Annotated in this window: 19 protein-coding genes; 12 read left to right on the forward strand and 7 right to left on the reverse strand. The window is 70.0% G+C overall.

All coding sequences use genetic code 11. The features are described from left to right. Positions 1-33 precede the first annotated feature (33 nt). From ACFU5F_RS10700 to ACFU5F_RS10720, 5 genes are all read right to left on the reverse strand, one after another. On the reverse strand, positions 34-1467 hold the full coding sequence (locus ACFU5F_RS10700) for a PQQ-binding-like beta-propeller repeat protein (protein WP_383884913.1): 1434 nt from the start codon (positions 1465-1467) through the stop codon (positions 34-36). 56 nt (positions 1468-1523) lie between these two features. Beyond that, positions 1524-3611, reverse strand: a complete 2088-nt coding sequence (locus ACFU5F_RS10705) for a peptidoglycan DD-metalloendopeptidase family protein (protein WP_383884916.1) — start codon at positions 3609-3611, stop codon at positions 1524-1526. Positions 3612-3617: 6 nt separating this feature from the next. Continuing rightward, positions 3618-4307, reverse strand: coding sequence for a hypothetical protein (locus ACFU5F_RS10710; protein WP_383884919.1), 690 nt, complete (start codon positions 4305-4307; stop codon positions 3618-3620). A 294-nt stretch (positions 4308-4601) separates the two neighbouring features. Further along, complete coding sequence (locus ACFU5F_RS10715) at positions 4602-4961, reverse strand: DUF4913 domain-containing protein (RefSeq protein ID WP_383884922.1); 360 nt, start codon at positions 4959-4961, stop codon at positions 4602-4604. Between the two features lie 55 nt (positions 4962-5016). Continuing rightward, on the reverse strand, positions 5017-5622 hold the full coding sequence (locus tag ACFU5F_RS10720; protein ID WP_383884925.1) for a hypothetical protein: 606 nt from the start codon (positions 5620-5622) through the stop codon (positions 5017-5019). Positions 5623-5943: 321 nt separating this feature from the next. Here ACFU5F_RS10720 and ACFU5F_RS10725 point away from each other — a divergent pair, with 321 nt between their 5' ends. The 12 genes from ACFU5F_RS10725 (at position 5944) to ACFU5F_RS10780 (ending at position 19758) form a co-directional block, all read left to right on the forward strand. Then, positions 5944-7695, forward strand: a complete 1752-nt coding sequence (locus tag ACFU5F_RS10725) for a conjugal transfer protein (protein ID WP_383884928.1) — start codon at positions 5944-5946, stop codon at positions 7693-7695. A 59-nt stretch (positions 7696-7754) separates the two neighbouring features. Then, positions 7755-8021, forward strand: a complete 267-nt coding sequence (locus ACFU5F_RS10730) for a TrbC/VirB2 family protein (RefSeq protein WP_383884931.1) — start codon at positions 7755-7757, stop codon at positions 8019-8021. 48 nt (positions 8022-8069) lie between these two features. Beyond that, positions 8070-8552, forward strand: a complete 483-nt coding sequence (locus ACFU5F_RS10735; RefSeq protein WP_383884934.1) for a hypothetical protein — start codon at positions 8070-8072, stop codon at positions 8550-8552. Between the two features lie 75 nt (positions 8553-8627). After that, positions 8628-11624 (forward strand): ATP-binding protein, encoded by a 2997-nt coding sequence (locus ACFU5F_RS10740; RefSeq protein WP_383884938.1) that lies wholly within the window; start codon positions 8628-8630, stop codon positions 11622-11624. Between the two features lie 59 nt (positions 11625-11683). Next, positions 11684-12298, forward strand: a complete 615-nt coding sequence (locus ACFU5F_RS10745; RefSeq protein WP_383884941.1) for a hypothetical protein — start codon at positions 11684-11686, stop codon at positions 12296-12298. A 19-nt stretch (positions 12299-12317) separates the two neighbouring features. Next, a complete protein-coding gene (locus ACFU5F_RS10750; RefSeq protein ID WP_383884944.1) occupies positions 12318-14501 on the forward strand; it encodes a hypothetical protein in 2184 nt (727 codons plus the stop codon). Positions 14502-14552: 51 nt separating this feature from the next. Then, entirely contained in the window at positions 14553-15173 is a 621-nt protein-coding gene (locus ACFU5F_RS10755; RefSeq protein ID WP_383884947.1) for a hypothetical protein, read from the forward strand. A gap of 37 nt (positions 15174-15210) precedes the next feature. Next, a complete protein-coding gene (locus ACFU5F_RS10760; RefSeq protein WP_383884950.1) occupies positions 15211-15822 on the forward strand; it encodes a hypothetical protein in 612 nt (203 codons plus the stop codon). Continuing rightward, on the forward strand, positions 15819-17033 hold the full coding sequence (locus ACFU5F_RS10765; RefSeq protein WP_383884953.1) for a hypothetical protein: 1215 nt from the start codon (positions 15819-15821) through the stop codon (positions 17031-17033). Before ACFU5F_RS10760 ends, ACFU5F_RS10765 begins: the two co-directional genes overlap by 4 nt. Before the next feature lie 8 nt (positions 17034-17041). Next, positions 17042-17692 (forward strand): hypothetical protein, encoded by a 651-nt coding sequence (locus tag ACFU5F_RS10770; protein ID WP_383884956.1) that lies wholly within the window; start codon positions 17042-17044, stop codon positions 17690-17692. Positions 17693-17825: 133 nt separating this feature from the next. Beyond that, positions 17826-19460, forward strand: a complete 1635-nt coding sequence (locus tag ACFU5F_RS10775; protein ID WP_383884959.1) for a WhiB family transcriptional regulator — start codon at positions 17826-17828, stop codon at positions 19458-19460. Positions 19461-19488: 28 nt separating this feature from the next. Then, positions 19489-19758, forward strand: coding sequence for a hypothetical protein (locus tag ACFU5F_RS10780; RefSeq protein ID WP_275457027.1), 270 nt, complete (start codon positions 19489-19491; stop codon positions 19756-19758). A 50-nt stretch (positions 19759-19808) separates the two neighbouring features. Here ACFU5F_RS10780 and ACFU5F_RS10785 read toward each other — a convergent pair whose 3' ends face one another. Together ACFU5F_RS10785 and ACFU5F_RS10790 are read right to left on the reverse strand one after the other, a co-directional pair. After that, complete coding sequence (locus ACFU5F_RS10785; protein ID WP_383884962.1) at positions 19809-20633, reverse strand: hypothetical protein; 825 nt, start codon at positions 20631-20633, stop codon at positions 19809-19811. A gap of 210 nt (positions 20634-20843) precedes the next feature. Then, on the reverse strand, positions 20844-21101 hold the full coding sequence (locus tag ACFU5F_RS10790) for a hypothetical protein (protein ID WP_383884965.1): 258 nt from the start codon (positions 21099-21101) through the stop codon (positions 20844-20846). Between the last annotated feature and the right edge of the window lie 107 nt (positions 21102-21208).

Genomic DNA, 21208 nt, shown 5'->3' on the forward strand with positions numbered 1-21208 from the left:
TGGGGCCGGTGTGCGCCACCGAACCCTTCGCGCCTATCGCTTCGGTTCCGGGGCGAAGACGAAGAGGTCCGGGCCCGCCAGCACCGCGTAGCCGTCCGTGGTGAACTGCAGGGGTTCGGCATCGGCGGTCAGGCCGGGGGGCAGGTCCGGGGCGAGGTCGGAGTCCAGGACCTTCTTGGTCCTCAACTCCAGCGCGGTGAGCCCCATGCTGTCGACGGAGGCGTAGAGCACGCCCCCGGCGGTCAGCCCCCAGGGCTCGATGGTGTGCTCGTCTTCCGTCTGCCGCCACAGCTCGGCGCCCGTCTCGGTGTCCCAGGCGACCGCACCGCCGCCGAAACGCGTGACCACGGTGCCGCCGTCCGCGGCCAGGACGATGTTCCCCGACCCTCGGGACAGCTCGTCGAGGTCCTGCTCCGGCCCTTCGGCGATCAGCCGGCCGCTCCTGAGATCGACGACTGTCAGAATCTCGTCGTGCGCGTGGTCGCCCGGCTGGTCCCAGGCGAGGATGCCCTTGTCGTCGGTGAGCGGGAGCAGACGGGCGTCCAGGTCGCCGGAGTCCTGGACCCCGGCCAGGGCAGCCGGCCGGTCGACGTCCCCGAGGTCCCACAATTCTTTGCCCGTAAGGCGATCGCTGACGACCAGGCGGCTTCCGCTGCCGTCGATCACGGACCAGGTCGAGGCGACGCGGTAACCGAATCCGGCGCCCAGCGGCTCCTGGTCGAGGCCCCGGTCGCGGACCTCGACGGGAGTACCACCGTCGATGGGGGCGTACGTGTCGCTCTTGTCCGCCTCCTTCACCTGCAGATGACCCGCCTCGGCTGCGAGATCGGAGGCATCCTCGCCACTGAAGGTGTACCTGCCCAGCTTCTCCCCGGACGGGGCGTACATGGTGTACGTCGTGGTGATCGAGGACTTCTTCAGACCGTCGCCCTCGACCACGTCTCCGGAGACGACCAGGAGGGCCGGGGAGCCGTCCTTCCACTCGGAGATCTGTATGAACCGGTCCGGGGTGCGTTCGCGAGCTCCGTTCCACTCGGCGGGGACCGTGACGTCGACGGTCCGGCGGATCTCGCCGGTGGCGGGGTCGTACAGACGTGCCCGGAAACGGCTCTCGGTCTGCTCGGCCCGGGACTGCTCCGACACGTCCTCGGTCAGGACGACGGCGTCGCCCAGCACACACGTCCGCGCGTCGAAGTTCACGACCTCGGTCGCCGCGGCCTTGGCCGGATCGTAGGCGCAGCTCTTGGGACCACCGCCCCGCAGACTCCACACCGGTTCCGCGGACAGGCCCGGCAGCTCGGCCCCTTCGTATGCGGGACCCGAGCGCTTCCCGGCGGACGGGGACGCCGTGGGTTTCGCCCTGCCGGTCGCGTCCGTGGCCTCAGGGTCGCCGTCCCCGCCGCAGGCGGTGACGAGCCCCAGGGCCAGGATCGTCCCGGCCACCAGGAACGTGCGGGTTCTCGTCAACGTGCCTGCTCCGCGTGTCATTCGACGGCTGGACGACGAGGGACAGGAACCGCGCCTCATGCGTCCTCCGTACCGGTCTTGCCGTCGCCCTCGACCGCGTTCGTACCGGCCGGGATCGGGACGCGGTAGACGCCCGTGATCTCGTCCTGGACGTCCCAGGTACTGAAGGAGACCGACTTGCCGGGCCGCGGGGCGTGGATGATCTTCTTCGTCCTCGCGTCCCAGACGAGACCCACGTGTCCGGAGAAACCGCCTCCCTCGGGCCGGAAGAAGATCAGGTCACCGGGTTGCGCCTCGGACAGCGGCACCTTGTACTTGCGGAGCCGGGGCTGTTGGTCACGGGTCGTGGCGCCGATGTTGATCTTCCCGTCGCTGGCCATGTAGTACGCCCACTGCGTGAAGCTGGAGCAGTCGAAGCTGGTCGGGTTGCGGCCCTGGAGGCGCGGGGCGCCGTACACGTACGGGACGCCGACGCCGCGCTGCGCCCAGCCGAGGACCGCGCGTATCACCGGGTCGTCGGAGTCGGGAAGGACACCGGAGGCCCCGGCACCGTCGGGGGCCACGGCCGCACCGCCGTTGTCCTCGGCACATTCCTCGTACTGGGCGTTCCGGCCCTCGCCGTTGCTGTCGCCCGGGACGGTGCCGTAGTCGGGGTTGGCGGTGACCCGGCCCGCCATCCACTCAGCGGGGTCGACCATGCCGGGGCCTTGGTCCTGGCCGCCGACGAACGGGTTGTCGACGCCCGGGACGAGGACCTCCCAGTGCAGGTGGGGGCCCGTCACGTTCCCGGTCGCGCCGATGGTCCCGATCTGGTCACCGCGCTTCACGGACTGACCGACGGACACCTTGATCGAGGTCTGGTGCGCGTAGAGCGTGATGACGCCGTCCGCGTGCCGGATCTTCGTCATGTTCCCGTACGACCCCCCAGGCCCGGCCACGACGACCTCGCCGTCGGCCGGTGCGTAGATCGGGGTGCCGGTGGTGGCCGTCAGGTCGAGGCCGGTGTGGTAGCCGAGACTCCACATGTTGCCCTGTTTGTGGTAGGGCGTACCTACCTGGTAGGTGCCCTTCTTCATGGGCCACTGCCAGTCCTTGCCGCCGGTCACGGGCTTGGCGACGGGGAGCGCGAGAGTCGTCGAGGCGGTGCCGGCGTCGGTGTCTGCGGAGTACGCGGCCAGGGACATCGCGGTGGTGGTGTCGTCACCGCTGTCGTCCAGCGGGGGCGTCGACCAGGAGCGGGCCGGGGTCGCGGCGACGCTGAGGGCCCGGCTGGGCTGGGCGTCGTTGCCGACCGGCTCCGGGATGTCCGACTGCTTGCCCAGGGTCGGGAAGCCGGGGTTCTTCTCGATCGTCTCCTTGAGATGGGCGTACCAGCGCTTGATGAGGTCCTTGTCACCGGTGAGCGCGCCTCGGTAGCGGGCGGACTGGGTGAGGACGACACGCGGGTAGACGCTGTTGGAGGAGGCCGAACCGGAGTAGATCTGGAGGGCCTTGAAGGGCTGGGTCTCCGCCTTCTTGGCGTGCAGGAAGTTGGCCGCGGCATAGGCCGCGTCGTCGATGTTGTACAGGTCCTTCTTGCCGTCGCCGTTGCCGTCGTCGCCGTAGTCCGTCCAGGCCGGCTTGCCGAACTGCAGGATGCCCATGTATCCGAGGGAGTTGGCACCGCCGGGCGCGGCCGAGGGGTCCTGGCCGTACTTGGTCTCCTGGTACATCTGCCCGGCGATCATGGTCCAGTCGAGACCGTCGTAGCGGGCGGCTGCACGCATTGCTGCGAGAATCATCTTCGGCGGGATCTCGTTGCGCGCGGTCTCGCTCGGCGTGTACATCTTCCCGGCCGGCATGACCGGGTTGGTGGCCGCCGCGTCGTCGGTGTTGCCTGCCTCGGCGTTGTCCGCGTAGTCCTCACAGGAGGCCGCTGCGGCTCCCGCCCCCATTCCTCCGAGGAGCGACCCCAGCAGCACCAGGACGAGGGTGCCGATCCCGGCCAGGGGCAGGAAACCGACACCGGCGGCTATCCACAGCCACTTCTTGTTGTTGTTCTTCTTGCCGCCGCCCGAGCCGTTCTTGACCTGGGCCGCTGCCTTGGCCGCCTTGGCGACCTTCGCCGCCTTCGCGGCGGCGGCCAGTACCGCCGGTGCCACCATCGCGCGTCACGCCCCCGAGTCGTCGGAGGCGCCCACGTCACCGAGCCCGAAGATGTCGAAGCCGGAGACGACCCACTTGCCGTTGACCTCCTGCACGCTCACCAGCCACTGGTTCGACTCGGTGGTGGTCCCGCCGCCCTCGGTGCGCGTGGCCTTCACCTCGACCAGGCTGGAGATGGAACGGCCACTGCCGCGCACCAGGTCGTCCGAGACCACCGCGTCGCGTTCCACGACAGCGGTGCCCTTGGAGGTGCACTGCTCGGCCTGGCAGGTGGCCCACGCCTTTCCGGTGGGCAGCGCCGTCAGCTCCTTCATCCGCTCGTCGTTCAGGGTGAGTTCGAGGAGCGGGGCCCGCCAGGCCGCCGACTTGGACGTGTGGTCGTAGGTGTTGATGCCGGCCATGTACCGCGTCATGATCCCGTGGGCCTCGGCGGCTTCGGCGACCGAGACGATCGGCACGGTCGCCGCGCCGCGGCCTGTCTCCGTCGTGTCCTCGTCGGAGTCGGAGGCCTCCTGTCCACCCGATCCCGTCCCGTTCCGGCCGGCGGTGGCGGTGGGGGCCGTCGAGTCACCGGCCTCGTCGCTCCCGTCGTCCCCGTCGAAGACGGTGAACACGGTCAGGACGGCGATCAGGAGAACGCCGAGCACCCCCAGGGCCAACAGCCCCGTGCGCTTGTTCTCCTCAGGCAACTCCACGCTCCCGCGCCTCCCTTGTGCTGAGCCGGTACGGCGGTCGACGGGTGACCGGGACACGGTAGGGGGAGGTGCGGGCAGCGGAACCGAGGGGATTCCCGGAGGGGAAACCGCGGTGCGGCTTCGGGAAAGAGCGGGACATCCGGGTGGGGAGGGCAGAACGCGCTCGCCGGGCGGGCCGTCCCGCGTCACCGCCTCGACGGACGCCGGGCACACGGCCCGGGCCGAAGGTGCGTACGTCCGCCCACGTGCTCGGCCCCGTGTCGGCCGCGCCCTTCCCGCGCCCCGTCCACCCGTTCACTCCGGCCGCGCGTCCACCGGCAGCGGATCGAAGGGATACGCCGTGTGCCCGTCCTTGGGCGAACACGCCGCGAACGGGCCCGCATCGGCATCCATCAGAACCCTCAGATGAGGGTCGGCGTGGTGCAGCCACCACGTCGACATACCGAGTGCCGGATCCTGACGCAGGTGTTCCCAGGCCAGCCAGAGCGCCGAGAGACGGGCGCCGGCCTCGGGATGCTCCCACCACCGGGGACACCAGGTCGCCGACGAGCCGTTGACCCGGCGGCGGACCATCTGGGCGAGGTAGTCGGAGACGAACACGTGGACGTCCGCGAAGTAGAACTCCGGCTGTTCGGAGGATGCGGTACCGCTCATCGTTCCACTCCTGCGGGCTGCTGTTCGGGGCCGGGGCCGGTGGAAGGCAAAGGAATCAGGTCAGGACGATGCCGAGGAGCAGGAGCACCACGACGACCGCGCCCATCACGATCCGCGCCGTCGGGTCCTCGCGCTCCCACAGGTCGTGGACGAGGGCCCAGCCGGTCAGCCGGGCAGCCCGGCCGCCGTGGAGACCAGAAGCCTGGCCCTGCTGGTCCTCGTCGACGTCCTCACCGTCCTCCGGGAGCGCCCCGAACTCGGGGCCGGTGTCGAAACCGACCGGAAGTCCTTGCTGCTCCTGGGCGACCAGGACCATCTGCTCCAGGAGTTCGGGCATCGTGTGCGGAGTGAGGGGATAGGTGAAAGTGCCGTACGGGGTCTCCATGCACAGCCTCGCCTGCCAGGGGTTGCCGGGCTCGTAGCCGTCGATCCATGCCTGGTCGGCCTGAAAGACCTGAGGGGCCTGGGGAGTCTGTGGTGCCTGCGGCGCCGACACAGCGGCGGGTGCGGGGCCCTGAGCGGGAGCCGGGGCGGGTGCCTGCCACACCGGCGAGGGGTCCTGCCCCGGTGTCCGCTGCACAGGCTCGACCGGTACGGTCTGCCGGGGGCCGTCCCAGGCACGCGGGTCGGGCTGTTGCGGGTGCCCGTTGTGGTCGGTCAACTCTCGTCCTTCGCCGGGTCCGTCGGATGCAGGGGTTCCGGGGCGTCCCGCGTACGGCAGACATGCCCCGCGCATTGTGGGCCCAAGGAGGGTCAGCACAGCGAGCCTCCTTTCCCCTCGCGCCCTGGCCCATTTCCCGAACGTTTTCCCGTAGTCCGCCTGACGGGAATTCCTGCTCTCCCGGCAAGGAAAGCGACGGCGGTCCGGTGACAGGTCTTTGTCACACTGCCTGCGCACCTGGCTGGGCCAGGGCCCGTCGTGCGGTGCGGTCGTGACCCGCCCAGGCGGACGGGGAACCGACTCGCTGGAGTAACCGACTCGATGACAGACCACAACAGCCCTGCTGGCGCGGTCGGCGGAGGCCAGCCCACCGGGCAGCCCGGGTCCTTCGGTCCTCCCCAGAACGCCCAACAGCAGCACCAGCCACAACAGCCCCACCAGCCGCAGCAGCAGGCGTGGCAGGCGCAGGGCCAGAACGCGCCCGCCCCGCACCAGGGGCAGTCTGCCGGTCCCCATGCCTCCCACCCCCAGCCGCAGCAGCTTCCCTCCGACGCGGCCCGCGCGCAGGTCGCCGCAGCCTGGGTGCGCAACACACCCCAGGCCGGTCAGGCCGCCGTACCAGCGCTGCCGCCGCGCGAGACGCGCCCCGCGAGCGAGTCGAAGAAGGAGAAGCGGGAGCGGGAACGGGCTGCACGCAAGGCGGCGTACGAGCAGAAGAAGGCGGCGAAGGAGCAGCGCAAGAAGGGTGGTGCGGCCACGGGTTCCGCTGCCCTGTCCGCTCCCCCGGCCGTCGGCACCCTCGCCACGCCCCACGCCGCTGCCCCCACGACCACGCACCAGTCTCACGCCCCGGGCAACGCCCGCCCCGCCCTCAGGGCCGATCCCGCCGGCGCGACCGGGGCCACCGCCGGCGGGCCCTCCGCTTCCGCCAAGGCCGGCCCCGCTCGCGACTTCGCCGTGCCCAGGCCCGGTGGCCGTATCCCTGCCGGGGGCCGCGGTACACATGTCGCCCTGCGGGCCACCCTGCTGATCACCACCTGCGTGTTCGCGCTGGGCTCGTGCGGAGTGATGGGGCTCGTGATCGGCAAGTCCTCGACGCCCGCGACCGCGGGGCTCGACCCCGCCGACGCGGCCAAGTTCCGCCTCAGCGAGTTCCCCACCCGGCAGGCGGCGACCTTCGCGGAGCAGTACGCGATGCTGTGCATGACGTACTCCCCGGAAACCGCGTCCACGCGCCGTGACGACCTCGCCCGCTACACGTCCTCCGGCGTCGACGGCGAGTGCGGCTGGGACGGCAAGGGTACGAACAAGGCCGTGGCCGCCACCTGGGACGGCACCGCCGAGACGCTGCCCGAGTACGGCGACCACGGCCGTTACCTGGGCGTCCAGGTCCGCAGCGAGGGCGGCAAGCTGACCACGCTCACCGTGCCCGTCTATGTGAAGGACCTCGGGAGCGGCGAGGGCATGCGCGTCGCCGGTGACGTCGGCCAGATGCCGTTGCCGCCCCGCGCGGACGTGCCGCCGGTCGACCAGGACGCCGAGGTCGTGGACGACACTCTGTCCGACCAGCTGCGGGAGCAGGTGCTGCCCGGCTACTTCAAGGCGTGGGGCGCGTCCGACACCACGGCCATGGACCGTTTCACCACGTCCGACGCCACCCAGGCCGCGACCACCGGGCTCTCCGGCGAACTGTCCGACCCCACCGTCAGCGAAGTCGACGCGCTGGTACCGAAGAACGTCCAGGGCACCGACCCGTACGCCTACTCCGACGGCCAGGCCGTACAGCTCCGGGTTGTCGTCGCCTGGACCGACCCGGCCGGCGGGGCTGTGAACCGCTCGTACCGGATGACCGTGGTGAGCACGGCCCAGGGCTGGTTCATCAGGGACGTCCGCGGCGGCGTGCTGGACGCGGAGGGCGGCCGGGCCGACGTCGACGAGGAGACCGCGGCGCCCGACGAGGACAGCGCCGGGGACGAGGACACGGCGCCCGACGAGGGCGGCACCGCCTCCCCGTCACCGTCCGCCTCCAAGTCGCCCCGGTCCTCGAAGGACAAGCAGGCCGACAAGTCCTGAGCGGGATCACGTCCCCCTCTTCACCACGCTTTTCACCACCTGATCGAGAGGAACCACCCGTGTACCTGGCAGCCACCCTGGATTCGATGTTCGGAGAGATCCAGGACATCCTCACCAACGCCGGCACGATGGTCGCCGTCATCGCCCTGCTCGTCCTCGGCATCCGCATGCTGCTGTCGATGAAGCGCGGTGACGGCATGCGCGAGGCCTTCCAGGGCTTCGGCATGATCGCGCTGGCCGCCCTGATCATCGGCGGTGCCAGCGGCCTCGCCGGTGTGCTGATCGACCTCGGCAGCCAGATCGGCGGCGGCGAGGGCGGCAACTGACGGCCGCCGGATCGTCAGCCGTCCTAGGAACGAGGGGAGTCAGCCGCGATGGCCCAGGAGGCACCCGAGCCGCTGGTCGCGTACGACCACACCGATCTGGTCAACCGCCCCAAGCGGATCTGGAACTGGGGCAACATCCCGCTGCCCGGCCTGCTGCTGCCCGCGCTGGGTGCGGCCTTCGGCTTCGGCCTGGTCTGGCTCATCGCGCTGTTCACCCTGTCCGCGTTCCTGCCGTTCCTCGGTATGTCGATGTGGACGTCGATCCTCTACTTCGGGCCGCCGTTCGCCGTCTACTTCGTCTGGGGGCGCCCCCTGCCCTCGGCGCTCACCCTGAGCCAGCAGCTGGTGGTGTGGACCGACTGGTGGTTCCAGCCCAAGCGGCTCCAAGGGCTCTCCGCCGACCAGGAACCGGAGGAACTGCACTGGCAGGTCATCCTCTGGGCCCCCGGTTCACCACGCTGGCAGGCACGATACGACGCCGCGCGCCGGGCGGCGGCCGAACGAGGCAGCGCGTTCGCCGCGCACCGCTGAGCCACTACCGCGCCCCGACCGGCCCAGCACCGACCCACCGCAAACCGACCTCGATCTACCGCAGGTGACTCCTCCATGTTCATGATGATCCTTCTGGGCGGGGCGGCCGCCTTCTTCGTGGTCGCCATGATCATGGCTGCCTCGTCGGGCAAGAAGCAGGGCCAGGGCGGAGGCGGCAGGAGTTCGTCCTCCTCCCGCTCCAAGTCCTCCGGCTCCACGGCCTCCGCACGCCGCGAGGACCTCCGCCTCCCGTACCGCTACGCCGACGACATGATCTTCGTCCACGGCGACTCGGTATGGACAGGGCTCGTCCTGCCCACCGCCATCGACGAGTACCTGAACGCGGGCGAACTGCAGGCGATGGCCGAGGGTCCGCCCCGCGGTCTGCTCAACCTCGCCCGCGGTGACCGCAACGTCGAATGCCACTACCGCAAGGTGTACCAGCCGATCACCGCGCTGACCTGGGCGGAGGACCTCAACGCGGTCGCCTGGGATCCGACCGACAACTACAAGGCGTACAACCTGCGCAAGGCCGAGTACCAGGAGCGCATCGGCGCCAAGCGGGAGCGCAACATCCTGCTGGTGAAGCTGGGGTCGGTGAAGCGCTCCGGCGGCGGGACGGGCGTGCTGTCGCAGGACGACGAGCCGCACGACGACGCCGGGCTGCTCAAGGGCGTGAACGGCGCGGCCGACCAGGTCACGGCCGCCGCGACCGGCGTCGCGGACGAGTACCTGTCCCCGTCCGTGGTCGCGGAGTGGACGCAGGTCGCCTCAGAGGTCCACGAGAGTCTGGAGAACCTCCGTGGCACCCCCCTCACCCGCGAAGAGCTCGTCTGGCTGATCCGCAAGCCCCTCCACGGCGACCTGCCCGTCCCGCCCGAGCCGGTGCTCGGCTCCCGCGCCTGGGGTCCCAACGCCTTCGACCTCGTCGTCGACTTCTCCGGCGAGAACCGCAAGACGCACATCGTGCTGAACCAGTACGACGAGGTCACCGGCGAGCAGCAGACCAGCTACACCACGACCCTGGTCGCGGCCAACTGGCCCGCGGAGACCCGCTTCCGGCAGTCGACGGCCTGGGCCCGGTACGCCGCGCAGCACGTGGACTTCCCGGTCGAGATCGACATGCGGTTCACGCTCATCCCGTACCTGAAGTTCAAGGACCGCGCCGACAAGATCCGCGGCAACCTCGTCGACGAGATGAACGACATGGCCAACTCCGGCCGCAGCCCCGACACCAAGCTGGCCACCCAGGTCACCCGCGCCCAGGAGCTCGTCGACGACATCGAGGAGCACAAGATGCCGGGGATGGAGGCGCAGATCCGCTTCACCATCTCGGCTCCGAGCGTGAAGGAACTGGAGCGCCGCCGCAGGGTGCTGGAGATGCAGTTCAAGCAGGACCTGAAGGTCACCCTGCTGCGCCCGACCCGCCAGCAGTGGCGCCTGCTCCAGTCCCAGCTCCCGGGTGACGCGCCGAAGCTCCCCATCGCTCCGTATCTCCGGCTGCAGGAGGTCGAGCAACTGGGTGCCGGACTGCCCACCGCCGGAACGGAGTTGGGTGACAACCCGGAGCAGCGCTCCGGCAAGCGTCTCGGCTGGGTCGGCAACCTGGTCGGCTGGGCGGGCAAGATGCCGGTCCACTACTCCCTGCACGTCGGCCCGGCCCGCAACGACGGCGGCGGTCTCGCCATCGTCGGCGCGTCCGGCGGTGGCAAGTCCTCCCTCGCGCTCCAGAAGTTCTACGAGGAGTCCGAGTCGGGCGTCCGCTGCCTGGTCATCGACCCCAAGACCGACTTCGCCCAGCTCTGCTACTACCTCGCCTTCGGCTCCCAGGTGAACGACCCGGAGTTCGCCGGCGACGCGGAGACGGGCCTCCTCGGCACCGCGCAGAGCAGATTCCAGCCGGTCAACCCCGAGTTCTGGGCGGAGACCGAGGTCGTCGACCTCCTCAAGGGCCAGGCGGGTGTGCTGGACCCCTGGGTGATCGCCCGTGACGTCCCGGCCGGCCGCCTCCTCGCCGAGTCCATGCTGCGCGGCTTCCTCGGCGACGAGGACTACCAGCGCGTACGCCTGCCCGTCATCGAGGGGATGGCCACGGTCATCGGCCGCTACAACTCCGCGATCCGGCAGGCGGTGGACCAGGGCCTCACGGCCCGCGACGCCGACCAGCAGGTGCCGCGCCCGACGCTGTGGCAGGTCGTCGACGAGGTCGTGGCGGCGTACGACCACGCCATCGCGACGGGGGACCGGGAGGCCGTGAAGGATCTGAAGCTCGCGCAGATGCTCCTCACCGAGCTGCGCACGCTGCCCTACGCCCGGCTCGCCTTCGCCGAGCGCCCGCAGCCGCTGTCCGCGATGCGCAAGCGCCGTACGGTCATCACCCTGCGAGGCTTCCAGTCCCCCGCGGCCTCGGACCCGCGCAGCTGGAACCCGGCGGAACGGCTCGCGGCGACGGCCCTGATGGCGGTCGTGGAACTCGGCAGCCAGATGCTGGACGTCGGTTACGAGAAGAACCCGGTGACCGGTGAGATCGGTCTGCGCCCCAAGGCGCTGTTCGTGGACGAGGCGTACGTCGTCACGGCCACGGAGTCGGGCCGCGACCTGATGCGCCGCGCCCTGAAGCAGGGCCGCTCCTACCTGGCGGTCACCGTCCTGATCACCCAGCAGGCCATCGACCTCGTCCAGATCGAGGACTCCGAGGCCCGCAGCGGTGGCGCCAACCAGATCCACACGGTCTTCGCGTTCAAGCAGAAGTCAGCGCAGGAGGCGTCCCTGGTGGCCCCGCTCCTCGGCCGCCCCGAGGACGACCCGAAGGTCATCGCCGCGCTCCAGGAACTCCGTACCGGTGTCTGCCTGCAGCGCGACGCCGACAAGCGCGTCGGCACGGTCGCCGTCGACCTGGTCTTCAAGGAGATCCTCGCGGCCACGGACACCAACGGCACCACCCGCCCGGCCCGCCAGGGCGTCAACCCACCGCTGAGCGTGTGGGACTGGACGTTCCTCCAGGAGATGACGGAGGACCCGGCCCGCCCCGCGGCCCCGGAGACGACGGCCACGGAGACGGCCACGGTGTGACCTCCACGCGTCCGAGCAGCTGCTCCCCCCACTCGAAGCCCCACAGCCGAAGAAGGACCATGCGAATCAAACGAGCACTCACCGTCGGCGCCCTCCTGCTCATGTCCACGTCGGTCGCGGCATGCGGTGGCGACGACGAGGCGGAGAAGCCCTCAGGCAAGGCGAGCGCGGAGGCCGGCAAGGGGAGCGAGGAGTCCACCGGCGAGAAGCAGCCCGACGACCTCCCGTCGGCTTCGGACATGGCGTCCATCGAGTACTTCCTCAACCAGCACGCCGCTTGCTTGGACCTCCAGACCGGCAAGGAGTACGACGCCTCCACACAGGCGGATCGGTACGCCGCCTGGCTCGAGGAGGACCAGTCGACCGACCCGGTCTGGGCGATCAAGGACCGTGCCGTCTGCATGGACCAGTACGACCACCCCAACACGTTGCTGCTGATCTCGGACATGAAGCAGTTCCAGACGACCATGAAGGAGAAGGGCTACAGCGGCATCCTCATCGGCAAGGACTTCGCGGTGTACCCGCAGGACGACCAGACGGCCACTGCTCTGCGGACGTCCGGCCTCAAGTACCTGGCGTGTGACCCCGAGTTCGAGGTGCCGAGCGGCTACGAGAAGAAGCCCGCGCAGGCCGACGGGTGCGTTGTGACCACGTACATCCCCGCAGACGTCTGATCCGCTCCGAAGGATTCTCATGCTGACCCTCAGCCGGCCCCGCGCCGACCGCCCGGCACGGCGCCGACCGAGGCGCCCCCTCCTCAAAACACTGGTCAGCGCCGGTGTCGCGGCACGCGCCGCGCTGTTCGTGGCGCTCGGGGTGATCGCGCTCTCGCTCTCCACACCGCAGTCGGCGAAGGCCCTCTTCGACACCTGTGACTGGACGTCGGACAGCATCAACCAAAAAGCCGACATGCCGGGGGCCTCGGAGAACATCTTCCCTTCGGTGAAGCAGTGGGCCGGCAAGCGTGAGCTGGTCTCCGGCGCCGTCCGCCTGGACGGGGCCCCCGGGGACTACACCGTCTACGAACTCGGCGCGCTGCGAGGGCTCAACTGGGCCTCGACCCAGCAGAGCCAGGACCAGGCGAAGCAGGGCGAGCGCGGCGAGAACGCGGATGACGACGACTGCAGCATCCAGAACGAGATCTACAACTCCATCGCCCAGATGGTGTTCGACCTCAGCAAATTCATCACCCGCGCCTCCATCAGCATCAAGGAGATCTCCTCCAACCCCAGCCCGCTCGCCGCACTGTACGAGGGCACCGTCGAGGGCAAGAACAGTGTCGTCGACCGGCTGAACAAGAACGTCTTCCAGATCGCCGTGCCCACCATGATCCTGCTCACCGGGCTCTGGGTGTTCGGCAAGTGGCGCAAGGGCGACGTACGCGAGGTCTGGGCCGGAGTGGGCTGGGCCGCGTTCGTCGTGATCGCGGTGTCGGCGTTCCTGGTCGACAACAACTACACGCGCGTGGTCGAGACCGCCGACTCAGGAATCGCCCAAGGAAACGCCGCACTGACCGAGGCGGTACTGGGCGGAGCGGTGGACGACATCGAACCGCCCTGCGACCTGGCCGCCAACGCGCCGCAGCGCGGCATGCGGATATCCAGCTGCGCCATGTACGACACGCTGGCGTTCCGCCCGTGGGCCATCGGCCAGTTCGGCGATCCGGGCAAGAAGCGCATGGAGTACAAGGGTTCCACGACATGCGACTTCGGCGAGAAGGCGCGGTGCACCGATCTGCGGGTCAAGCAGGTCAACGTCCAGTCAGTGACCAACTTCGACTACTACAAGAACTGGTCGGAGGTGGACGGCGGTGTCATGAAGCACAAGGAGAACCAGTACGGAGAACTGCGCAACTACATCGCCAAGAACGAGAAGTCCCGCGTGTACGAGCAGTGGAGCGGCCACAAACCCGGCAACCGCATCACCATGGGCGTCTACGCGCTCATCGCCTCACTGATCGTCGGCATCATGGTCGTCGTGCTCAGCGCGCTGACGCTGCTGTGGCACTCGGTCACCCTCATCATGATCATCCTGCTGCCGCTGGTCGCGATCATCTCGATCCACCCGACCCAGCAGAAGCTCCTCAGGGGCTGGTGGCAGACCTTCGTGCACAGCTTCGTACTGCGCGCCGGCTTCGGCGTCATCCTGACCGTCCTGCTGCTCTTCTACCAGCTGATCCTGCCTCTGCCGGTCCCGCTGGGCATGCAGCTGCTGATGCTGCTGCTGGTCACCATCTCCGTCGTCATGCTGCTGAAGAACCTGCTGTCCGGGAAGTTCTCACCGCAGGTCGCGGGGGCGGAGGACGCGCTGGGCGTCGGCGACGCCGCGAGCGCCACGTTCAACAAGGCGGCCGCCGTGGCTCCCGGACTCGCCGTCTCCACGGCCGGCACCACTGCCCGCCAGACCGGCCGAGTCGCAGGCACCGCCGCCAAGGGAATGGGCCGGGCAACAGGCAGCGCGGCACGCAACGGCGCCTGGGCGGTGGACAAGCTCGCGTTCAAGGGCAAGTACCGGGACGCGATGCAGCGCAAGGGCTGGCTCGGCCAGTCCAGGCGCGAGCAGCGCAAGGACGCCTACCTGGCGAGGGAGGACGCGCGCGAGCTCCGCGAGCAGCGGCACGGCGAGGGCGCACAGCCGGAGCCGGAAGGGCAGACGTCCACCGCGCCCAGGCGCAGCGGACGCGTCAGCGGATCGAGCGGTACGCAGACCCCACAGCCGTCGCCCACACCCGCACCCGCGCCGAGCCCCGCGCCCGCTGCTCCCGCACCACGCCAGGAGCCGCAGCCGTCCCCGCGGCGGCCCGCTCAGGCGGACCCCACTCCGCCCGCTCCGTCGCCTGCCCCACGGGACCCCCGTGGCCCGAGCGGCCGCGTCTAGCCGACCCGGTCCGCCCGCTCGGCGCACCGGCCCACTCCGAGGAGACACTGCATGCCCGCCCTGACCGCCGACCGCACGCCCGACCAGCTGGTCGCGGAACTCCAGCGGTTCTTCGGCGTGGACTGGCCCACGGTATGGGCGGGCGTGCCCGAGGACGAGGCCAAGCGCGCCCACTGGTGCGCGGGCTTCGGCTGGCGTCCGCTGTGGTTCGAGGCGGGGCTGCGGGTGCGTACGGCGTTGGGAGGCCGCCTGCATCTGGCATCCACCGCGCCGAGTCAGCCCGTGACCCGGGTGGAGCACACGGTGTGGTCGGCCCGGGCGAGCGGCACGACCGAGAACCAGCGAGTCACTGACCTGGCGGAGACCCGTTGGAACACCTACCTCGACGCTCTGCAGGGCCTCATGGGCGCCCCGTACTGGAGCGGCGCATGGGACGCCGCGGGCTTCCCGGAACTGCCCGGCCGCGGTCCCTGGTACAGCTCTGAATGGCGCCTGGCCAACCGGGATCCGCGCCGGGTAGCGGTGTGGTGGTTCAGCTCGTCGGAGGCTCCGGTGATCGAGCTGAAGATGACGCTCGGGACGGGCTCACCGGCCGAGCCGACACCGGCCGATGCGAGGATCGGGCTCAGCTGTCACGCGCCGCAGGTCGCGGGACGTCCCGGACCGGCCTGACAGAGCCGACACACGAGCGAAAGACGCAGGAGCAGACATGCCGACCATCCAGATCGACGAATCACCGCAGCGCCTGGCCGAGGAACTGGACGGCTTGGAGCACGTGGACTGGCCCGCGATCTGGGCGGGGCCGCCCAACCCGGGACCCGCCCTGAACGACTGGTGCGCGCTGTTCGGCTGGAAGCCGCTGCCGGAGGACCGGGTCCTCGCCGTGCGCACCGCGACGGGAGGCCGGCTGACCCTGACGCCTCTGATCGGCGGGGGCTGGAGTCCGGTCCGGTCACTGGGTTGGACAACCTGGAACATCACGGCCAACAACTCCGACGAGAACGATCAGGTGCTGGAGACGGCGGCTGAGGTTTGGCCCAGGTACGAAGCGGCAGCCCGCGAAGTATTCGGTACTCCGGAGTTCTCCGGTGCCTGGGACGATCCCGCGTTTCCCGAGCCTCGGGGCAACGAACGCTGGCTCCCCTCACGCGAGCGGCGCCTCCGCACCCACAACCCGTACCGGCTCACTTTCTGGAGGGGCACGGGTGCTGAAGATCCGGTCATCGTGCTCAAGGCGTTCAGCGGCGGAGTCACCCCGAGCGGGGTGGGCGTGCGCGGAGTAATGATCAATGTGGACTGTTACCCACGGGAGGCCGAGTGACTGCGGGTACCGCCGTCCAAACACCCATTCAACGAGCCCTCGGTCTCCAGGTCGAGGCGGACAGTCCTCTGACCGAGGACGACGTCGAGCGAATCGCCAACGACGTTATCCAGGCGGCTGCAGCTGTCGGCAAGACCATCGAGGAATACGTGGTCGACTACGCCAAGGAGCTGGACGTCCAGGCTCCGCATACGGGCATGAAGTCGGCTTTCTGGTCCTACGGCATTCCTCACCCAGACCTTCCGACGGACAAGGTGCTGAGCAGCCAGTTCCTCGCTGCCATCTGGTCCGATATGGAGAACGACAGCAGGCCCGGCAGCGCGCGCTACTTGGAGGGCACACCGGGCGGGCACGCTCTGGGACTGTTGCACCTGTGGGACCCCGAGGTGCAAGAGGCATTGCACCTCGACAAGACGAAGGGCAACGCCCTGGCTCGCCAAGCCTGGGGCGCCCTGTCGGAGAACTACGCCAAGGCCACCGATGGCGAAGCGATCCTCTTCGCGGGGGAACTCGCGCCCTGGAGCGTCGCCTACGAGACCGAATTGCCCCAACTGCGCAAGACGATCGGCGCCGACAACATCCATTTCATGTACGACCTCTCGGAGCAGACCCTGCAAGGTCTGCCGCCCGAGAGTCAGCAGCTCCTCTCCGAGTCACGGGTCCGCTCGCACGTTCATTTCTTCGCGCCCGACCCCGAAAGTCCCCCGCCCCAGAAGTACTGGGAGTCCGGATACCTGGACCTGGATCACCTCAAGTCACTGTCCACCCCGGAGGCCCAACGCGCCGCCATTCTCGAAGTGTGCGAACAGGTCACGCTGTTGGACCAGCAGCAGGCCGAGGCCGAAGCCGAGAAGGCTGCCGAGCGGAATCCAGACCTGGGAGCGGAGCAGGAAGCCACCGCCCCCGGCCTCGGAGAGCAACAGCCGGCGCCGGTTCTGGACGCCGAGCAGACTCCAACGCCTCCCGCCGCGAAGTCCGGGCCACCCGCCGTCGCCAGCACCCACGGCGTCTACCTCCCCGGCGTGGAAGTGAACGCCAAGGTGGCCGCCCGCCCCACCCCACCACTGGACGCCGCGCCGCAGACCGCCCCCGGCATGCATTTCCTGCCCGGCGTGACCGTGAAGCCCTCATCGGCGCCTTCGGTTCCGGCGACGTCCGTCCCAACCCCACCCACCCCCGAGCAGGCGCAGGCCGCCGGCATGGGAGAGTGACCGGCCCCATGAGCCGCACTCCAGAGACACGTACCAGCAGTATCGGCAGTCGCGGCGCATCTCGTCTCCGCCGCCTCCTCCACCAGGACAAGAACGACGTCTGGGCCGTCCGCCTCCTCCCCCGCATCGTCCTGGGCCTGGCCGCCGCCTACACCCTCTTCGCGATCGCCTCGCAGAGCGGCGCCGCGTTCGTGATGGTCGGCGTGGTCCTGCTGCTCGCGGGAGTGATCTGGCTCCTGCGCCGCCGCACCCAGCTCCTCCTCGCCCTCGCCTCGACGATCCTCGCGGCCGCCTTCAGCGGTTACTTCTCGGCGGCAGGCGACACGGCACGCATGAACACGAGCGCCGCCGTCACCGGAACGGCCGCCTTCGGCTACTGGGCGCTGGCCGGAATGGCCCTGCTCGGCGCCTGGATGGTGAAGGAGCATCCGGGCCGGCGCGGCGTCACGGTCGTGCTCGCCGATGTGATCCTGGTCATCGGGTCGATCGTCGGCATGTTCGTGCCGGAGGCAGGCGTGCCGATCGGTTTCGTGGGCGTGCTCGGAGTGCTCGCCGTACGCGGCGCAACCGCGAAGGCCCTGACGGCCCGGGGCAGAAAGGCCTTGCAGGTCATCGGGCGGTCGCGTCGGCGTGACACCCGTGAAACGGCGGACAGTTGAGGCTCTTGTGAATGATTCGTCGCGTCACTGTTCGTTTCTGGCCAGTACTTTGCACATGCGTTGCATGAGTTTGACAACTTGTTCTAGAGTCCCCCGCGATCACAGATCACCACGGGGGCTATTACTCATGCGTATGGCGAGCCATACGACGCTGGCCAGGCTGCCCGCGCGACCCGCCCGCAAGGCGGTCGTACGGGAGGCCCACATACCCGACGCGGCTCTGCCCTGTCGGCGTCGGCCGGACGTCTTTCAACACCCACTGCTGGACAACTCGGAGCACCCGCAGGGCCTCCACGGCCCCGACGCCACAGCGGCGGCAGCGGCATCGGCGATGGCGACAGCCGCGGGCGTCGCACCCGATCAGCGCCGCCAGCACCTCGTCCTCCTCCGCACCGCACGCGACCTGTGCGCATCCTGCCCGCTCTGGGCGGAATGTCTCCAGGACGCGGTCGCGTACGCCGAGCCGTACGGCTACACGGCGGCCACCACCCGGGAGGACCGGCGGGCGCTGCGCCGCGCGCTCGGCCTCGGCGACGAGAACGGCGACCTCCCGGCCCACGCCGCGGTCCCCTTCGACTCCGGCTCCGTCCCCCGCCGGCTGACCCGTCTCCGGTCCCGCGCGGACGACTCCGCGGCGCACCCCGGAACCCGTCGTCCACCCGCGCCGGATCTTCCCGAACTGGAGCGAGTCCTCGACGCGTTCGACCTGCTTCAAGGGCAACTCGCGCATGATCAAGGCCTGTTGAGAGAACAACCGCAGCGCCCCGCTTTGACATCGCTGTTGCATTCGCACACCAGCTCACAGCCAACACACAGACAGCCGCCCGCACCGGGCGCGCCGCCACACACGCCCGGACCGGCGAACGACAGGAGCGAGGAACCCATGGCAGCGGCCGAGGCCGGGCAACGGATCACCTTCTCGTACGAGGATCCCGCCCTGGCCGTACGGCAGGCCGTGCTCGGCCCGCTGGTGCGCTCCGCCCTCCCCGCGCTCACCAGCCTCGAACAGCTCGTCACGCTGCTGACGTGCATGCCCGGCGGCGTCGCCGATCCGGCCACCGAAGCCCCGCGGGACCTGTCCGCCGTACGAGAAGCCGTCGAGTCACTGCTCCCGGACGCCGCCGACGCCCCCGAGGACGCCGCAGGCACACCCCTCCCGCCCCGCCGCCCCCTCACCGGCTCCGTCTCCGTCGAACTCGCCACCAGCGACCCGGTGACCGCGCTCCGCCGCGACTTCCTGGAACCGCTGCTGCGCGAACTGGCCGCCACCCTCGCGAACATAGAGAAGGTCGCGACGATGCTGGCGGCCGGCGGCGACGGAACCGTCGACGCTCCCCTGGGCACGATCCGCACAGCCGTGCGCGAGTTCCACGACTGCCTCCCGCGATCGGTCGCGCCCGCGGCCCACCCGGCGGCGCACCCCCTGCACGGCGGCCACCATCTCGTCGGGACCGGAGCGGCCACCTCAGCGGGGCAGACCCGCCGCACCCCCTCCACCCCCAGCATCCGCGCGGCCGTCGAGAAGGCCGTCGCCGGCTTCCCCGGCGCCTTCTCCGCCCGCGACGTCCTGCGCGCCCTCCCCTCCGGGGTCTACGGCGACCCGTCGAAGACGATCAGCAACGTCCTGTCCGCCCTGGTGAAGTCGGGCCGTCTGCAACGCCTCTCGCGCGGCACGTACGCTCGCGTTCTGGACGTCCTGCGTGTCGAGGACGTCCATGACGTCGACGACAGCCTCCTCCCCGAACGGGGAGAGGCGAAAAGCGCCTGACCTGAGCCGGAAGGAACCCCAGCCCCCGATGACCGAACCGTTCCCGAGCCAGGGCCCGGCACCCGCCGCCGTGCCCGACGCCCAGGTCCACGTCTTCTCCCCCAACGCCGGCCTCATCGACGGCGTCCCGGTCACCGCCCCGCCCTACGGCGACATCCAGGACGTCGTCCTGTCGATCCTGCAACAACGAGCCCAGCAACTCGGCGCCCCCACCCCGGCGACGATCACCGACAACCGCTACGGCGGCGCCATCCGCCTCCTGATCCACCCGGACGGGACGACGGAACAGTTGGACTGAGCTGAGCCCGGTCCGCTCCGGGCCTTCGTCCGCGCGCGGTGGCGGTGGCCCTAACGGGCCAACGCGGTCCGCAAGTTCATGCCGTACTTCGTGCGCAGACGCCGTATCTCCCACACCGACAGCGCTGTCACCGACAGCGGCCCGCCGAGCAGGAATGCGTACAGCACCTCCGGCGGAGCCGAGACGTCGGGACCGTCGGAGAGGCTGATGAAGAACAACGACCAGAACAGCAGGGGCGAGAGGAGTCCGGGCAGCAGCTCGTGCACATCACCGACGCGGAAACACGAGTTCAGCGCCGAGTAGGTGGTCACCAGAATGAGTACCGCGGAGACGAGCATCAGCAGGAAATAGGCGATGGGGGCCAAGAGGGCCAGCAGGCCCAGCACCAGGCCGAGGAGCACGGTACCGGCCCCCGCCTCCGAGTCGTCGGAATCGGACAACCACGCGTTGAGGCCGTCGGGAGACAGCACGTTGCCCCGCACCGCCTGGAGCATGAGCCAGAACATGCCCATCTCCAGGGCGAGGACGCCGAGCACGGTCAGCGGACTGACGAGACGGCGCGCGTACAGGCGGCGCAGCGGCGGGCGCGCGGCGACGATGAAGACCGTGATGCCCACGGCTCCGGCGGCCACCAGGACGGCGCAGCCGATCATCAGGTGCTCCACCTTGCCCAGGACGAAGTCCTCCCGGCCCTTCCGCATCGGGTAGGCCATCACCAGCCAGACGCCGGCCAGTAGCCCCAGCATCGTCCGGGCCCGCTGGAGTCGGTCGATGACCGGGTCCGATATCCGGTCGGGACGGATCGGAGCGGCCCGCACCACCGGGCCGGCGAACGCCAGGCGGACGAACCCCCGCAGCCCCGTTCCCGTGTCCACGTGCGTTCTCCCCCGAGTCGGCCCACGTTTCGCGCGCGCGTGCGCGCGACCACACCCGACCCTATTCGATCATGGTCACGTCATCCATCTCCCTCAGGGGTGCTGCCGCGGGGCACCTGCCGGCAGGTGGGTGCCCAGGGAATTCCCCGACCACCCACCGCCGCTACGCCCCCACCGCCGCTACGGCCCTACGGTCGGCGCCCTCCCCCGTCACCGCCCGTCCGCCGCCATGATGCCGACGCATTCTTCGAGCGCCGCACACAAGGCCGGCACGAAGGAAGCGAGTTCGGCGTCCGATGCCTTGCCCGCGTCCAGGACGGCGCCCACGACCGTCACCAGTACGGCGGCGGCCCGCAGCGCGTGCGCGTCGGCGAGCGCGTTGAGCAGACCGCCGGGACGTGTGTCCGCGAGGGCCTCGCGGCCGGTCGCCGGATCGACGCCGAGGCCGCGGAGACGCGGCGCGCTCATACGGCGGCCTCCCACGGGCAGTCCTGTCCCATCGTCGCGAGAACCGCCGCCCGACGCCGCGCCCGCTGAAGCCGCCGCCGATCGAGTTCGTCCCGCTCGCGCTCCCA

Origin of the sequence: Streptomyces sp. NPDC057438 (assembly GCF_042802995.1) — a bacterium.
Lineage (GTDB): Bacteria > Actinomycetota > Actinomycetes > Streptomycetales > Streptomycetaceae > Streptomyces.

Coding starts and splice junctions, on each gene's coding strand:
- ACFU5F_RS10745 (WP_383884941.1), top strand. CDS start 11,684: ATGCGAATCAAACGAGCACTCACCGTCGGCGCCCTCCTGCTCATGTCC.
- ACFU5F_RS10715 (WP_383884922.1), bottom strand. CDS start 4,961: ATGAGCGGTACCGCATCCTCCGAACAGCCGGAGTTCTACTTCGCGGAC.
- ACFU5F_RS10705 (WP_383884916.1), bottom strand. CDS start 3,611: ATGGTGGCACCGGCGGTACTGGCCGCCGCCGCGAAGGCGGCGAAGGTC.
- ACFU5F_RS10725 (WP_383884928.1), top strand. CDS start 5,944: ATGACAGACCACAACAGCCCTGCTGGCGCGGTCGGCGGAGGCCAGCCC.
- ACFU5F_RS10775 (WP_383884959.1), top strand. CDS start 17,826: ATGGCGAGCCATACGACGCTGGCCAGGCTGCCCGCGCGACCCGCCCGC.
- ACFU5F_RS10770 (WP_383884956.1), top strand. CDS start 17,042: ATGAGCCGCACTCCAGAGACACGTACCAGCAGTATCGGCAGTCGCGGC.
- ACFU5F_RS10790 (WP_383884965.1), bottom strand. CDS start 21,101: ATGAGCGCGCCGCGTCTCCGCGGCCTCGGCGTCGATCCGGCGACCGGC.
- ACFU5F_RS10740 (WP_383884938.1), top strand. CDS start 8,628: ATGTTCATGATGATCCTTCTGGGCGGGGCGGCCGCCTTCTTCGTGGTC.
- ACFU5F_RS10780 (WP_275457027.1), top strand. CDS start 19,489: ATGACCGAACCGTTCCCGAGCCAGGGCCCGGCACCCGCCGCCGTGCCC.
- ACFU5F_RS10755 (WP_383884947.1), top strand. CDS start 14,553: ATGCCCGCCCTGACCGCCGACCGCACGCCCGACCAGCTGGTCGCGGAA.
- ACFU5F_RS10760 (WP_383884950.1), top strand. CDS start 15,211: ATGCCGACCATCCAGATCGACGAATCACCGCAGCGCCTGGCCGAGGAA.
- ACFU5F_RS10750 (WP_383884944.1), top strand. CDS start 12,318: ATGCTGACCCTCAGCCGGCCCCGCGCCGACCGCCCGGCACGGCGCCGA.
- ACFU5F_RS10735 (WP_383884934.1), top strand. CDS start 8,070: ATGGCCCAGGAGGCACCCGAGCCGCTGGTCGCGTACGACCACACCGAT.